The organism is Achromobacter xylosoxidans (assembly GCF_001457475.1).
Classification (GTDB): Bacteria; Pseudomonadota; Gammaproteobacteria; order Burkholderiales; family Burkholderiaceae_B; genus Achromobacter; species Achromobacter xylosoxidans.
Genome location: NZ_LN831029.1, coordinates 6,124,002 through 6,139,066, shown reverse-complemented (window position 1 = coordinate 6,139,066; position 15,065 = coordinate 6,124,002). Strand labels below are relative to the sequence as shown.

Below are 15,065 nucleotides of genomic sequence, written 5' to 3'. Positions count from 1 at the left end.
GTGCCGGGTCAACGCCGCCGCCCCAGCCACCACAGCAGCAATACCGACGTGGCGATTGCCGCCACGTTGAATTGCATGGCGCTGGCGAACGCGCGCGCATAGCGTTCGCCGTCCGCGGCATCGGCGTACGCATCAAGCGCGCCGCTGAACAGCATGCCGGCGGCGGACACGCCCAGCGCCGCGCCCACCTGTTGCAATGTGGCCACCACGCCCGCGGCCATGCCCGCGTGGCGGTCCTGCACCAGGCCCAGCGCGAGATTGACCAGTGGCGTATTGACCGCGCCTTGCGCCGCGCCCAACCAGACCAGCGCCGGCACCAGCGACCACGGCGCGAGCGCGGCGCCGGCCGACCCGACCTGCAGCATCAGGGCGGCCGTGGCGCCGCCGTACAGCAATGCGGCCAGCATGATGGCGCGCGTGCCGAAGCGCGCCACCAGCCGCGGCGCCGCCATCGAGCCGGCCACGAAGCCGACGCTGGCCGGCGCGAACACCGTGCCCGCCGTCAGCGCGTCCACGCCCAGGCCGGTCTGCAACAGCAGGGCGTAGCACAGGAACAGGGCGCTGGCGGTGGAGAACACCAGCGTCACCAGCAGGCAACCCGCGGCGAAACGCGGCTGCGCCAGCAACGCCATGTCGACCAGCGGCGCGCGGCCGGCGGCGCCAGCGCGGCGCTGCGTCCACACGAACAGCGCCAGCAACGCGATCGCCGCCCCGCCGCAGGCCAGGGTCCAGGCCGGCCAGTGGCGCGCAGGCCCTTCGACCAGCGCCAACAGCAGCAGGCCAAGCCCCGCTCCGACCAGCGCCGCGCCGCCCCAGTCCATCGGCGCGCCCGCGGCGTCGCGCGACTCAGGAATATGGCGGGCCAGCCGCCACGCGAGCATGCCGACCGGCACGTTCACCAGGAAGATCGTGCGCCATGCCAGGCCGAACAGGTCGGCATGCACGATCCAGCCGCCCAGCACCTGGCCGGCGATGGCCGCCAACCCCAATGTCATGCCGAGCAGGCCGAAGGCGCGGCGTCGCGCGTGGCCGTCGTAGCTGACGCGGATCAGCGCGTAGACCTGCGGGAACAGCGTGGCCGCGGCCACGCCCTGCAGCACGCGCGCGCCGATCAGCGTGTTGGCGTCGGGCGCCAGTCCGCACAGCGCCGAGGCCAGCGCGAAGCCGGCCATGCCCAGCATGAACAGGCGGCGGCGCCCATGGCGGTCGCCCAGCCGGCTGCCGGCGATCAACAGCACGCCGTAGGCCAGCTCGTACGCGACGATGATGAAATTGATCTGCGCGAAGCTGGCCGACAGCGTGGTCTGCATGCTGGGTATCGCGACGTTGACCACGAACAGGTCGAAGATCGTGATGAAGCCGCCGGACAGCAGCACCGCCAGGCCAAGGGGGCCGGGCGAGGCGGGCCGGGCGGGCGTGCCGGGGCAGGGCGAGGGGAGGGTGACGCAAGACATGAGCAGGCCGCGAGAGTGGGATCGGCGCTATTCTGTGGCCTGTTCTAGCCTCATACAATTTAGCTGTTTATGCTATTACTGAAGGCAATAGCCTATGCCCCGTTCCGCCTTGCATGACAGCGCTCCGGCCACCGCGCCGGCAGCGCGGGCCGACGCCCCCGGGCCGGGCGCGCAGCGGCTGGACCGCACCCGCGCCGACCTGGCCGAATTCCTGCGGCTGCGCCGCGAACGCCTGAGTCCCGCCGCCGTGGGGCTGCCTGCTGGCGGCCGCCGCCGCACGCCCGGCCTGCGGCGCGAGGAAGTGGCGGCGCTGGCTGGGGTCGGCCTGGCCTGGTACACCTGGTTCGAGCAGGGCCGCAACATCAGCGTGTCGGCCACCTTCCTGGAAAACCTGGCGCGGGTGCTGAAACTGGACGCGGCCGAACGGCGCCACCTGTACCTGCTGGCGCACCAGCGCCCGCCGGCGGAGCCGGGACGCACCTGGTGCACCGTGCCGCCCCAGGTGCGCCGCCTGATGGACGACCTGTCCACCCGTCCCGCCTATATCCTCAACCTGCGTTGGGACGTGGTGGTGTGGAACGCCGCCGCCGAACGCGTGTTCGGTTTCGGCGCGCAGCCGGCGGGACGGCGCAATCTATTGTGGATGCTGTTCGTGGATCCGGCGATGCGCGAACTGTTCGTCGATTGGGGGGCGCAGGCGCCGGCGATGCTGTCCACCTTCCGCCGCGATTTCGCTTCGGCCTCGGGCGCGCCGGACATCACCGAGTTGGTCGATGAACTCGAACGCGTGGCGCCCGATTTCAAGGCCTGGTGGCGCGAGCACGACGTGCATGGCGCCTGCATGGGCGTGCGCAGCCTGCGCCTGCCGGCGTTGGGCGAAGTGGCATTCGAGCATTCCACCCTGTCGGTCGATGAAAGCCGCCATCTGCGCCTGGTGGTCTACGCGCCCGCGCCGGATGAACCTCAGGCCGCGGCCTTTGCGCGCTGGCTGGCCCGCAAGCCGCGCGCGGCCGCGCGTGGCTCCAGGCAATAGCCGTGGCGTGGCTCTAGGGCGGGGGCGAGGCGCACTTCTATAGTCGGGGCGATCCGCTTTCCATTCGCCACCGTCCGCCATGCCCGCTGAAATCCTGTCCCGCCGCAAGGCCCTGTCGCTGCTCGTGGTGGTGGTGCTGGCTTGGGGCTTCACCTGGGTCGTCAGCAAGCTGCTGCTGCAATACATGACGCCGGTCTGGGCGGTGGCGGCACGCAGCGTTGTCGGCACTGCCGCGCTGCTGGCGCTGGGCCTGGCGCTGCGGCGCGTTGCCTGGCCGGTCAAGGCCGACATCCCCGTGATCCTGAGCGTGGGCCTGCTGCACATGGGCGCCTTCGCGGCGCTGGTCAGCCTGGGCCTGCAATACGTGCCGGCCGGCCGCTCGGTGGTGCTGGCCTACACCACGCCGCTATGGGTCATCCCGGCGGCGCGACTGTTCCTGGGCGAACCGATCGGCCGCGGACGGCAGCTGGGGCTGGCGCTCGGCCTGCTGGGGCTGGTCGTCATCTTCAACCCGCTGGCGTTCGACTGGCGCGATCACGATGCCGTGTTCGGCAATGGCCTGGTGCTGCTGGCGGCGCTGTGCTGGGCCGCCAACATCGTCTACGTGCGCGCGCATCGCTGGGTCACGCCGCCGTTCGAGCTGGCCTTCTGGCAGGCGTTGCTGGCATCGGTGGTGCTGACCGCCCTGGCCTGGGCGACCGAGGGCGCGCCGCGCGTGATCTGGAGTCCGGGGCTGGCCTGGCTGCTGGGCTATGGCGGCGTGTTCGGCATTGCCGTGGCGTATTGGGCGGCCGTGAACGTGAACCGGTCATTGCCCGCGGGCCTGACCGCGCTCGGCCTGCTGGGCGTGCCGGTGGTGGGCCTGCTGTGCTCGGCGGCGCTGTTGCGCGAGGCGCTGGGCCTGTCGCTGCTGCTGGGGATGGCATTGATCGTGGGCGGCATCGCCGCCGGGGTGCTGGGCGAGGCGCGCGGATAGTCGTGGGATCAAAAGACGCTTGACGGCCTGAATCGTGTCTGTGTATCGTACGATCTATATCGTAAGATACATCGTAAGTAACACGTCAGACACCAGCGAGGCCTCCCATGCGCCATTTCCACTTCCTGACCGCCTTTGCCTGCGGCGCGCGCCACGAGTTGCGCGACGCCCATTCCGGAGGCCGTGGCCATCACGGGCACCACCACGGCCACCAAGAATTCCACGAGCGCGCCGAGCGCTACGATCATCATGAACGCCACGGCCACCCGGGCGAACGCGAACACGGTCACGGTCGTGGCGCCCGCTACGCCACCGGCGACTGGCACGAGGGCGGCCGCGGCCGCCACGGACGCCATGCCGGCGGCGGGGGCGGCGGCTGGTTCGGCGGCCCATGGGGCGGCCGGGGGGGCGACGCCGACGACAGCTTCGGCGGCGATGGCCGCCACTTCGCGCGCGGCCGCAAGGTCACCGCTGACGACCTGCAGTTGATGCTGCTCGGCCTGCTGGAGCAGAACCCCAGCCATGGCTACGAGCTGATCAAGGCGCTGGGCGCCATGTCCAACGGCTTCTACACGCCCAGCCCCGGCATGGTCTACCCCGCGCTGACCTACCTCGAAGAGCTGGGCTACGCCACCGTCGAGCAGGAAGGCAGCAAGAAGCGCTACCACCTGGCCGATGCCGGCCGCGCGCACCTGCAAGCCAATCGCGAACGCCTGTCGGTGATGTTCAACAAGCTCAAGCACGTCGCCCGCAAGATGGACTGGATGCGCCAGGCCTGGAGCGGCGAACCGCGCGCGGCCGCCGGCGACGAGGACGCCGCCGGCTGGATCGATGAATTCGTGCATGCGCGCCAGGCGATCCGCCATGCGCTGCTGCAACGCACCGACGCGTCGCCGGCCGAGCAGCGCCGCATCGCCGCCATCCTGCGGCGCGCCACCGAGGAAATCACGGGCAAGGACCCTGCCTGATCCCGCCCGCCCCATTGGAGATTCCATGACCCAGACCGACCTGACCGTCGAACGCGTGCGCCATCCGCTCAAGATGCGCGTGCTGACCGTGGCCCGCGTGGAACGTATCGCCGGCCTGCTGGCCCGCGTCACGTTCCGCGGCGAAGACCTGCGCGACTTTGTATCCGCCTCCTTCGACGACCACGTGAAACTGTTCTTTCCCGCCGACCCCTCGCAACCGCTGGCGTTGCCCGAGGTCGGGCCCGATGGCATCAAGTTCCCCGAAGGCGCGCCGCGCCCGGCCGCGCGCGACTACACCCCGCGCCGTTTCGACGCCGAGCGCGAGGAACTGGACATCGATTTCGTGCTGCACGGCGACGGCCCGGCCTCGAGCTGGGCCGAACAGGCGCAAGTCGGCCAGCGCCTGGGTATCGGCGGCCCGCGCGGTTCGTTCGTGGTGCCCAAGGGCTTTGACTGGCACGTGCTGATCGGCGACGAAACCGCGCTGCCGGCCATCGCCCGCCGCCTGGAGGAGCTGCCCGCCACGGCGCAGGCGCTGGTGCTGATCGAAGTGCCGGGCGCCGCCAACGAGATCCCCTTGCCGACCCAGGCCCGCGCCTCGGTGCGCTGGCTGCATCGCGACGGCACCGCGGCCGGCTACAGCACGTTGTTGCTGGAGGCGGCGCGCGAGTTGGCGTTGCCGCCCGGCGAGGGCTACACCTGGATCGCGGCGGAGTCGGCCGTGGCCAAGGCGGTGCGCGAGATCATGGTGGCGCAGCACGGCGTCGACAAGAGCCGCATCCGCGCCGCCAGTTACTGGAAGCGCGGCGCCATCGCGGTGCACGAGTCGCACGAAGACTGAGGCCGCCGCGTCCAGGCCGCCGTGCCCGGGCGCTACGGTATCGCGCATCATGTCCCGCTGTTGCGCGGCATCGGGCCGGCGCGGCTATGCCCGCGCCAACGCCAGCAGATTGGCCACGCGCCCGCCGGGCGCGTCGTCGCGCACCACCAGCCCCAGCACCGCGCGCGGCCAGTCCAGCGCGAAGGGGCGATAGACCACCCCGTCCGGCCGCAGGTGGCGCAGCGAGGCCGGCACGACCGCCACCCCCATGCCGGCCGCCACCAGGTTCACCGCCGATGACAGTTGCGGCGCGCGTTGGCCCGGCAGCGGGTTCACCCCGTGGCGGCGGCACGCCGCCATGATGTCGGCGCTCAGGCCATAGCCGGACTTGCGCGAATACTGGATGAAGCGTTCCTGCGCCAGGTCGGCCGGCGCCAGGCGCTTGCGCCGCGCCAGCGCGTGGCCCAGCGGCAGCGCCACCATCAACGCTTCCTCCGTCAGTTGCGTGAAGCGCAACCCGCCATCCATCGCGAATGGCGGCCGCACGAACGCCGCGTCGATCAAGCCGTCGCGCAGCCGCGCCACCAGCGTTTCGCTGTCGTCCTGCGACAAGGTCATTTCCACGTCGGGATATTGCTGCCGGTACAGGCGGATCAATTCGGTCACGACCGGATGGAACGAGGCCGATTCGGTGAACCCCAGCGACAGCTCGCCGACTTCGCCGCGCGCGGCGCGCTGCGCTGTCTGCACCGCGTCGTGCGCGCGTTGCAGGATGTCCTGCGCGCACGCCAGGAAGGCGCGGCCGGCGTCGTTCAGGCTGACGCCGCGCCCGCGCCGGTCGAACAACGGCGTGCCGACTTCCTCTTCCAGTTGCCGGATCTGCTGCGACAGCGGCGGCTGCGCCATGCCAAGCTGCTCGGCCGCGCGGGTGAAGTGCTGGGCCTCGGCCGTGGCGACGAAATAGCGCAGGTGGCGCAGTTCCATATCAGTATCCAAAAAGTACTGGTTATAGATTTTCCATATATTGGACATTCTAGTTCCGCGGGACGATGATGCGGGCATCGATATCCCGTTTTCAAGGAATGCCCATGGCTACGACCCTTACTCCCGGCGCGCGTTTGCGCCAGCATCTCGCCCAGGACATCGTGGTGGCGCCTGGCGCCTACGACGGCATGTCGGCCCGCCTGGTGGCGGCCGCCGGCTTCAATGCGGTGTACGCCAGCGGCGGCGCCATCGCCCGCGCGGCCGGCTTTCCCGACATCGGGCTGCTGAGTTTCACCGAGGTCATGGACCGGGTCGAGAAGATCGTCGACGCCAGCGGCCTGCCGGTGGTGGCCGACGCCGACACCGGCTTCGGCGGGTCGGCCAACGTCGAGCGCACCGTGCGCGTCATGGAACGCGCCGGCGTCGCCGCCTTCCATATCGAGGACCAGTCGTTTCCCAAGCGTTGCGGCCACCTGGATGACAAGAGCCTGGTGGACGCAGAGGAAATGTGCCGCAAGGTGCACATCGCGCGCCAGACGCTGGCGGATGCCGACACGCTGGTGATCGCCCGCACCGACGCCATCGCGGTGGAAGGCTTCGATGCCGCCATCGCGCGCGCCGAACGCTATGTGAAGGCGGGCGCCGACATGGTGTTCGTCGAGGCGCCGGAAACGCTGGAGCAGATCCGCGCCATCGCGGACCGGCTGCCGGGCCTGAAGCTGATCAACATGTTCTATGGCGGCAAGACGCCCCTGGTGCCGCTGCCCGACCTGGCGGCGATGGGATATCGCCTGGCCATCATCCCTTCGGACCTGCAGCGCGCGGCGATCCACGCCATGCAGGCCACCCTGGCGGCGATCCGCGCAAGCGGCGACAGCAGCGCGCTGGCCGATCGGTTGACCAGTTTCAAGGAGCGCGAGGAAATCGTGCAGACGCGCCGCTACCTGGCCCTCGACACGCAATAGCGGGGCGTGCGCGCGGCGCCCGCGCCGCGCTCACGCGCATTTCCTCACCGACGGCAGCCCTTCGGCAGCGACAACGGCCACAGCCGCTGGCCGTAGCTCCCGTAGAGCGTGCGCACGCCGCATTCCATGCCGACACGGGCCCGCACGGCGCCGCTTGCGTCCAGGATCATCGACTGCTCCCGGGTCGACACCACGGCGCGCTGGTTCGTGTAGTCGGAAGCCCACAGGTAGGCCGGCGCGATCGCCATGCGGCCCTGTCCGTCCGCATAGCCATATTGATCGCCGACCAGCGCGATCGAAAGGCCGTCGTGCCGGGCGCCCAGGTAGTCGAATGCCGGCCCGTTCGCCACGCCCTTCTCGTCGACCGCGCGCATGCCGCCATTGGGCTGCGCGACCACCGCCTGGCCTTCCGAGAATGCCGTGGCGTTGCCGGCCAGTGTCAGGCGGACCTTGCCGGCCGTGTCGACATAGGAGGTGGCCGGCATGCCCTGTCGTTCGTGGCGCCGCACCAGCCAATCCGCGCCGGCGGGCCAGTACCACTCACCGGCCGGCAGGCTGGCGACGGTCTTGCCTTGCGTGTCGATCAGGCGCGCGCCATCGTCGCCGCTGAGCAGCGCCCGCGCCGGCGCGCCCTGGAACGCCGTGCCGGCCACCGGGCCGGGCGCGAACTGCCAGCGGCCCTGGCCGTCCACGTAGCCGTGGCGGTCGGCGCGGCGGACCGCGAGCCAGTCGCCCATCGCCGTGTAGCTGGCGTCCTGCAGATCGAGCGCATCGGAGGCGTCGGGCGAGATCACCCAGCGCTGCTTGTCGTTATAGGCCAGGAAAGTGCCGTTGGCTTCGCGCGAGGCCTCCAATCCCGGCTCGAAGGGCGTCAGGGCGCGCCCGTCGCGATTGACCAGCGAGGTGGGGCGACGATACTCGTTCTCCTGCGGGCCGGGCTGCTGCACCAGCCACAGTTTGTCGCTGACGCGCTTGACGTCGTGGTGGCGCGGCGGCACGACCCATTTGCCCTGGAGGTCGATCACGCCCACCTTGCCGGGGCCGAGCGAGGCGGCCGCCTGGCCGTCGCGGAAGCCGCCGATGAACTGGAACACCGGGGCCGACACCTCCTTGCCGGCGTGGAAATCGTACAGGCCCCAGGGATCGCCTTCGGCGGCGGTCTTCAAGTAGCGCACCAGGCCGGGCGCGACCACTTCGGCCTCGAAATAATCCGGCAACGCGTAGCGTTTGCCGGCGCGGTCGATCAGCTGCGTCACCCCCTTGGCGTAGACCAGCGCATAGCCCTGCCGGAAGGCGCCGATGTATTGCTGCATGGGCAAGTCCATCGGTTTGCCGCTGCCATCGAGCAACAGCACGCCCTCGTTGGTGTGCGCGGCGAAACGCAATTGATCGGCGCCGAGCTTTTCGGCGTTGTCGTCGTCGGCGGCGTAGCCATCGCGCTCGCCATCGAGCGACACGACCTCGTTCCAGGCCTGGTCGGTGGCGACGCCGCCATCGGCCAGCAGCAGGCCCGCGCCGCCGTCGTTGCAGTGGCAATAGCCCTGGCCCAGCAGGCCGAGCGGTCCGCCCGGCACATCCAGCGGCATGTCCTGCAATTGCGAGCCTTGCGCCGCTTGCAGCGCTTCGGGCTGCAGCACCGTGCGGCCGTCGGCATCGAGTGCGTTGAGCAGTTGGCCGTCCTTGTCCGACAGCCACAGCTTGCCCTGGCGCAGCGTCAGCCGGCTGGCTTTCGCCAGCCAGGGCGGCGCGCTGTCGCCCTGCAGCCAGACGCCCTTGGGCGTCAGCAAGCCGGCGACCTGGCCGGCCGCATCGTGCAACAGCAGGTAGCCGCCTTCCTCCTGCACGGGCTGGAGGCCGGCGCCCAGCGTTACCGGCTCGGCACGGCCGGGAACGAACGCCTTGAGCGTCTCGCCCGACAGATAGAGCAGCGTATCGTCATGGAGCGTCGACGCTTGCGCTTCCTCCGGGGTCAGCGTCGTCAGTGTCTTGCCCGAGGCGTCCAGCAAGGCGTAACCCTTGCGCGGCAGCTGCGCGCTCCAGAAGGCGTTGCCCACGCGCGTCATGCGTTGATAGCCCTGGCCTTCGCCGATCAGTCCGCCGCCGGCGTCGATCAGCACGACTTCCTCCTCACCGATAGCCAGCGCCACGGCGTCGCCCTTGCGTTGCGAGATGTCGCTGAAACTGGGCGCCACGCGCCAGTTCCAGTTGGCGTCGAGCAGGCCATACATCCCGTGGTTGTCGATCGCGATGAACAGATCCTTGCCATAGTGGGACAGGATGCGGATGCCGTCCCGGGCGTAGCGCCGTTCGCCATCGGGCGAGCGGTATTCTTCGCGGTAGCTGACCGATAGCCTGGCTGGCGACCCTTCGTGCAACCACGCGCTTTCGACGCTGGGATCGATCGCGTCGCCGACCGCCGCGCCGCTGCGATCGATCAGTTGGTACTGGCCGTCGCGCATCACCAGCGCCAACCCATTCTCGACGAAACTGAAGGCGGCGTCGTAGCGCGGCGGCACCGCCATCCGGCCCTTGGCGTCGACGTACCCCCACTTGCCTTGCCAGCGCACCGCCGCCAGGCCGTGGTGGAAGTCGCCCACGCGTTCGAACTGTGGCTTGATGGCCAGCCTGCCGTTGCCATCGACGAAACCCCAGGCGTGCCGGCGCAGGGATTGGTCCATGGGGACCCGGTCGATCGGCTCCAGGGCGGATGGCAGCAGCACGGCGGCGCGATCGTCCGACAGCGTGCCGATGCAGCCGGTGGGGCCGTATTGGTCCTGGTCGCGGTAGACCGCGGCGGCATCCATCAGGCTGTCGACGCAGTTGGCCTGGCCATATCGATACTGCGCCTGGGCGGACAGGGAAACGCCGAGCGCGGCGACGGCGCAGGCGATGCGGGTGGCATGAAACGCGCGTGAGGTCATGATTGTTCTGCTTTGGCGGATTCGGGGGCGGGCGCGTATTCCATTTCGGCGGCGTCGGGGCAGGTGAGCTTTTCGCGCGGCCAGGTCAGCTTGCCCTGCCCATCCAGCACGATGACCTCGCCGCACATGACGCTGAACAGCGCCGTGGTGGCGCCGCGTTTGTCGATGAACTCCAGCAGGCCTTCGCGCCGCACCAGCGCGCGGCCTTCGTGGAAGTCATCGGCCCAGCCGAATTCAGGCGCGATCACGTAGCGGCCCGTCAGATCGATATAGCCCAGCAACTGGCCGCTGCGCTGGTCGCGCCTGGCCAGGGCCAGCCCGTCGCGCAGGGGGCCCAGACGGTTGAAGTACGGCCCGACGATACGCTTGCCATCGGCGTTGACGAACCCATAGCGGTCGCCGTCGCCGCGGTAGGTCACCACGCCTTCGCTGGCGGTGCGCTCCTCGATCGTGAATTCCCCCTTGAAGCGCGTGATCTCGCGGCCCTGCAGATCGGTCATGACGCTTTGCGAGTTCTTGCGGTCGCGGAACACCACGCGCTTCATCGACGCCAGCGGCGTGCCGTCGCCAAGCTTTTCCAGCAGCGCCTTGCCGTTCTCGTTCATCACGCGGTAGCGCTGGCCGTCGTAGACGCGGGCCAGGCCTTCGGGTTGGACGAAGAACGGGTTGAACTCGCCAGTGCCGGCGGAAACCTTGAGATTGCCGCGCGCATCGATCGCGCCGTTGCTGGCGCGGTATTGCACATAGATCCAGTCGCCATATTGTTCCTGGCGATCGGGTTTGCCTTCGAACAGGCGGGTCATGCCGCCCTGCGCGTCGAACAGCAGCGTGGCGCCGTCCTTGCCTTGCGCCAGGTAACGGCCCTGCTTGAGATCCTGCGGCTTGTCGTGCAGCACCACGCTGCGCTTGCCGGTGCGCAGGTTGATCAGGCGGTAGTTGTCGCCGTAATCGGAGGCCTCCTCGCTTTTCGGTTCGCGCGCCAGCAGGTGGCCGTTGCCCAGGTATTCGAGGTCGTAGCTGCCGGAATAGGTGGCGGGCACGATCCATTTGCCTTGGCGGTCGATGACGCCCCAGCGATCGTTTTCCTGCGCCTTGGCCCAGTCGTCCTCGAAATCGTCGATGCGGTCCAGCGATGGTTTGACGGCCACGCTGGCGCCGCGGATGTTCCACAGGCCCCAGCGGCGCTGGCGCCGTTCATCCAGCGTGTAGTAGTAGAGCAGATCGCCGTCGAGCTTCTCGCCGTTGGCCGCGACCTGCGCCGGCAGCTTCTGCACCGTGCCGCGGGTATCGATAAGGATCGCGTTGCCCCGCGTCATGTCGGGCGTGCGGGCCCAGGCATAGGCGCCCTTGAAGCCGCCAATGCCGGCGTAACGGGGTTCCATGACCCAGTTGCCTTCGGCGTCGATGGTGCCGAACCGGCGTTCGCGGGTCTGTACCACCAGCGGCGCGACGGCTCCATAGGTGTTCATGTCGTCCCAATCCGGATTGGTGACGATCTTGCCGGCGCGCGTCAGGATGCCGTTCAGCTGCGTATAGTCCTTCGGGCGCAGCAGGGCCAGCGGCAGTCCATCGCGGTCCTGCCGCGCGCTGCGGGACCTGCCGCCGACAGGCTTGGCGGTGAAGGGCATGACCTGGTATTGCCGCAGCTGCTTTACCGTGTCTGCATCCAGCAGCGGCGTGCCGTCGGGCCGGTAGATCTGCACCAGCGTCCTTTCGGGATCCCTGCCGCCGGCGTCCGCGCTGGTGGCGGCGTCCGCGGCCGCGGCGGCGGCTTCGGCACCCGCGGCGGCGGCGTCGGCCACCGCCTGCGCGTCGGCTTCGACCTGGGCCGGATCCTGGGCCACGTCGATGTTGGCCGGGGCGGTCACCGTGTCGGCGGCCGCGGTTTCGATCGCGGCATCGGCCTCGGCCGCGGCAGTGGCCGCGGTCGCAGCATCGGCCTGGGTTGCGGCATCAGCCTCGGTCGCCGCATCGGCCTCGCTCGTCGGCCCGGCCGCGTCGGGCGCGGACGCATCGAACGGCGCCTGGCCATGAAGCCAGGCCAGGCCGTTGTTGACATTGACATCGCCAAAAACCGCCGGGACCACCTGGTGCTTGCCCGCCGGGTTTATCAGCACCACCGCGTCGATGTCGGCGAGCACTTTCCAGCCATCGGCTTCCTCCACGCTCAGGTAGTCGCGCGTGAAGGTGTAGAGCGGCTTCAGGGCGGCGTCCAGCAAGGCAAAGGGCGCCTTGCCCCGGGGTTTGGTCAGCCACAAACCCGGCACGACCCGCTGCACGGTTTCGTAACGGGTGGCGGTCAGCGGCGAACCGTCGGGGCGCACGAATTCCCACTCGTCCCGGCGGTACACGGCCAGCGTGTCGCCATCGCGCAGCGGCGCCTGTTGCGAGCGCAGCACACCGGGCGCGATGGCCCAGCGGCCATTGGCATCCAGCAGGCCCCACCAGCCGCCGTAGCGCAGACTGCGCTGCTGCGCCGGCAGGTAGCCCGATTCCGGCCGCGCCAGCGTCATCACGTCGGCGGGCAGCGTCAGGGCGTGTCCGGTCGCGGTGTTGAACAACTGCGGCGGCTGCGGCATTTCCATCGCCGCGAGTTTCTGGCCGGGCTCGAAGCCCCACGAGCGGGTGCCCAGTTCGAAGGTCTTGAGCACTTGCCCCTGGCGGTTGATCAACACGTCGCGTTCTTCCGCCTCGACCAGCGCGGTGCCTTCGGCGTTGAAACCGGACGCCCGCGTGAAGCGCGGCTTGATGACCCAGTTGCCGCGCGCATCGATATAGCCCCACAGGCCATCGCGCTGCACCGCGGCCAGGCCGTTCTGGAACGACTCGGCTTCCTGGAACGCCGGCGTGATGACCATGCGGCCTTGCTTGTCGATGTAGCCCCAGGTCCCGGCCTGGTCGCTGGCCTTGCCTGTCAGCACCGCGGCCAGCCCTTCGGCATAGGGCCGGTTGCAGCTGACGTCGGGGTTGATGGCGTACGTGCGGCCGACGCAATCCTGCTGCCAGTCCGCGATCGATTCGGCCGTGGCGGGCAGGGGGCCGAAGCTGGCCAGCAGCGTGGCCAACGCCAATGGCCGCAGGGCGAACGCGCGCGTCATGATGCGCGCGCGTGTTGTGCGCGAAGGCGCGCGGACGTTACAGGACGGAAGAAGCGAAGCCGGACGTGCCGCATGGTCGGAATGCCTGCTATAAAGGAGCAAAGGCAGCACTGTAACCAGCAGTAGTACTTAAGAAACCGGCAAATGTAACGATAAGGCACGAACCGTTAATGGGACAGCCGGGTGCGCATCTTCTACCGCGCTGCTGCTGCTCTTGCGACAATTCGTCCGCGCAGACCATGATCAGCAGCTCGCTCAGGCCTGGCCGGGGATGGTGGCCAGCCACCGGTCCCGGAGATGCGAAGGGGCTGGCGCGGTTCGATGCTTGGCGCCGGGCGGGAAGGGCGGAGCATGGGAGCGGACGGGGCGCCGCAGCAAGGGTCAAATGATGCAAAATTATACGGGCCTATCCGCACGCATGACCGCCCCAGCCGCGTTCTCCCCATCCCCTCCTCCGGGGCTCTCCTCGCCTGCCGCCTCGCCCGCGCCGGTTGCCGATGCCGTCGCGACCGAACTGGCCACGCTGCTGTACAAGCAATCGTATGGCGTGCTGTTCGCCAATTTCGCCGTGGCGCTGCCTGTCGTCTACGTCATGCGCAACGCCGCCCCGGATTGGCTGCTGGCGTCGTGGATCGCCGTCGTGTACGCGCTGACCCTGGCGCGGGTCCTGGTCTGCCATCGTTTCCTGCGGCGCGGGCCCGGTCCGCTGCGGCCATGGATCCGGGGTTTCTGCCTGCTTTCCTGGACGTCGGGCCTGTTATGGGGCCTGGCGGGGGTGGTCGCCGTGCTGTCGGGGCAGGACATGATGCTGGCCTTCGGCTGTGTGATGCTGGCCGGCATGTGCAGCGGCGCGGTGCCGTCCTTGTCGGCCTATCCGCCCGCCTACGCCGGCTCGGCATTGGGCATGGTGGCGCCCTTCATCCTGGCCTGCGTGGCGGCGGCCGATGGCCTGCACCTGGTGTATGCCGCCTTCGGCGTCTGCCTGTTGCTGGTGAACCTGTATTTCAGCGCGGTCACCTATCGCAGTCTCAAGACCACCGTGGCGCTGCGCTTCGAAAACACGGCGCTGGTCCGGAGCCTGGAGCTCGAACGCGACCGCGTGGCCGCGGCCGACCGCGCCAAGACCCGCTTCCTGGCCGCCGCCGGTCACGACTTGCGCCAGCCGGTGCATGCGCTGGGCATGTTCACCGACATCCTGGTCAGCCGCGCCGAGAGCGGCAACGTCACGGCGCAGGACGCGCTGCACGTCGCGCGGCGCCAGCAGACCGTGCTCGACAGCCTGAACCGCCTGCTGGATGGATTGCTGGACGTTTCGCGCATGGATGCGCATCTGTTGCGGATCGAGGGGCGCGCCGTCGATCTCGATCAGCTGTTCGACGACATCCGCCTGGATTTCGAATCGCTGGCCCGCGCGCGCGGCTTGCGGCTGTCGGTCGCGCCCACCTCCCTGGCCCTGGACACCGATCCGGCCTTGCTGCGCCGCATCCTCGACAACCTGCTCACCAATGCCCTGTCGTACACGCCCAAGGGAGGCGTGCTGCTGTCGGCCCGCCGACGGCGCGGCGGCGTACTGATCCAGGTCTGGGACACCGGCGTGGGGATCGCCCCCGAGTTGCAGGAAGCCGTTTTCACCGAGTTCACCCGCGGCGCCGGCGCGCCAGCCTCGCCGCCTGCCGGGCAGGGCCTGGGACTGGGGCTGGCCATCGTGCGCCGCCTGGCGGGCCTGCTGCATGGCGAAATCACGCTGCGGTCGATGCCCGGCAAGGGGTCGGTCTTCTCGCTGTGGCTGCCGGCTGGCATTCCCCCGGCGCATGCAGCCGGCGAAAATTAATCAGTTGATCGGCGG

At 69.4% G+C, this 15,065-nt stretch carries 10 protein-coding genes; 6 read left to right on the top strand and 4 right to left on the bottom strand.

The genetic code is table 11. The features are described from left to right. Window positions 1-8 precede the first annotated feature (8 nt). Entirely contained in the window at window positions 9-1,454 is a 1,446-nt protein-coding gene (locus tag AT699_RS27645; RefSeq protein WP_024070547.1) for an MFS transporter, read from the bottom strand. A gap of 94 nt (window positions 1,455-1,548) precedes the next feature. Here AT699_RS27645 and AT699_RS27640 point away from each other — a divergent pair, with 94 nt between their 5' ends. From AT699_RS27640 to AT699_RS27625, 4 genes are all read left to right on the top strand, one after another. After that, complete coding sequence (locus tag AT699_RS27640) at window positions 1,549-2,487, top strand: helix-turn-helix transcriptional regulator (protein WP_024070546.1); 939 nt, start codon at window positions 1,549-1,551, stop codon at window positions 2,485-2,487. Window positions 2,488-2,566: 79 nt separating this feature from the next. Beyond that, the gene (locus AT699_RS27635; RefSeq protein WP_024070545.1) at window positions 2,567-3,463 is read left to right on the top strand and encodes a DMT family transporter; all 897 of its coding nucleotides are present in this window, start codon (window positions 2,567-2,569) and stop codon (window positions 3,461-3,463) included. A gap of 107 nt (window positions 3,464-3,570) precedes the next feature. Then, window positions 3,571-4,431: a PadR family transcriptional regulator gene (locus AT699_RS32320; protein ID WP_024070544.1), complete on the top strand. Its 861-nt coding sequence runs from the start codon at window positions 3,571-3,573 to the stop codon at window positions 4,429-4,431. A 25-nt stretch (window positions 4,432-4,456) separates the two neighbouring features. Beyond that, entirely contained in the window at window positions 4,457-5,272 is an 816-nt protein-coding gene (locus tag AT699_RS27625; protein ID WP_024070543.1) for a siderophore-interacting protein, read from the top strand. Window positions 5,273-5,356: 84 nt separating this feature from the next. Here the strand turns inward: AT699_RS27625 and AT699_RS27620 are convergent, their stop codons facing one another. Continuing rightward, window positions 5,357-6,235 (bottom strand): LysR family transcriptional regulator, encoded by an 879-nt coding sequence (locus AT699_RS27620; protein WP_035199499.1) that lies wholly within the window; start codon window positions 6,233-6,235, stop codon window positions 5,357-5,359. 104 nt (window positions 6,236-6,339) lie between these two features. On the opposite strand from AT699_RS27620, the gene AT699_RS27615 reads away from it, so the two are divergent. Beyond that, window positions 6,340-7,200 carry an isocitrate lyase/PEP mutase family protein gene (locus tag AT699_RS27615; protein ID WP_020926146.1) on the top strand — a complete coding sequence of 287 codons (861 nt, stop codon included), beginning with the start codon at window positions 6,340-6,342 and terminating at the stop codon, window positions 7,198-7,200. 44 nt (window positions 7,201-7,244) lie between these two features. Here the strand turns inward: AT699_RS27615 and AT699_RS27610 are convergent, their stop codons facing one another. Further along, window positions 7,245-10,121 carry a WG repeat-containing protein gene (locus tag AT699_RS27610; protein WP_024070542.1) on the bottom strand — a complete coding sequence of 959 codons (2,877 nt, stop codon included), beginning with the start codon at window positions 10,119-10,121 and terminating at the stop codon, window positions 7,245-7,247. Then, window positions 10,118-13,219, bottom strand: a complete 3,102-nt coding sequence (locus AT699_RS27605) for a WG repeat-containing protein (RefSeq protein ID WP_024070541.1) — start codon at window positions 13,217-13,219, stop codon at window positions 10,118-10,120. Before AT699_RS27605 ends, AT699_RS27610 begins: the two co-directional genes overlap by 4 nt. Window positions 13,220-13,637: 418 nt before the next feature. Here AT699_RS27605 and AT699_RS27600 point away from each other — a divergent pair, with 418 nt between their 5' ends. Then, on the top strand, window positions 13,638-15,050 hold the full coding sequence (locus tag AT699_RS27600) for a sensor histidine kinase (protein ID WP_024070540.1): 1,413 nt from the start codon (window positions 13,638-13,640) through the stop codon (window positions 15,048-15,050). Window positions 15,051-15,065 lie beyond the last annotated feature (15 nt).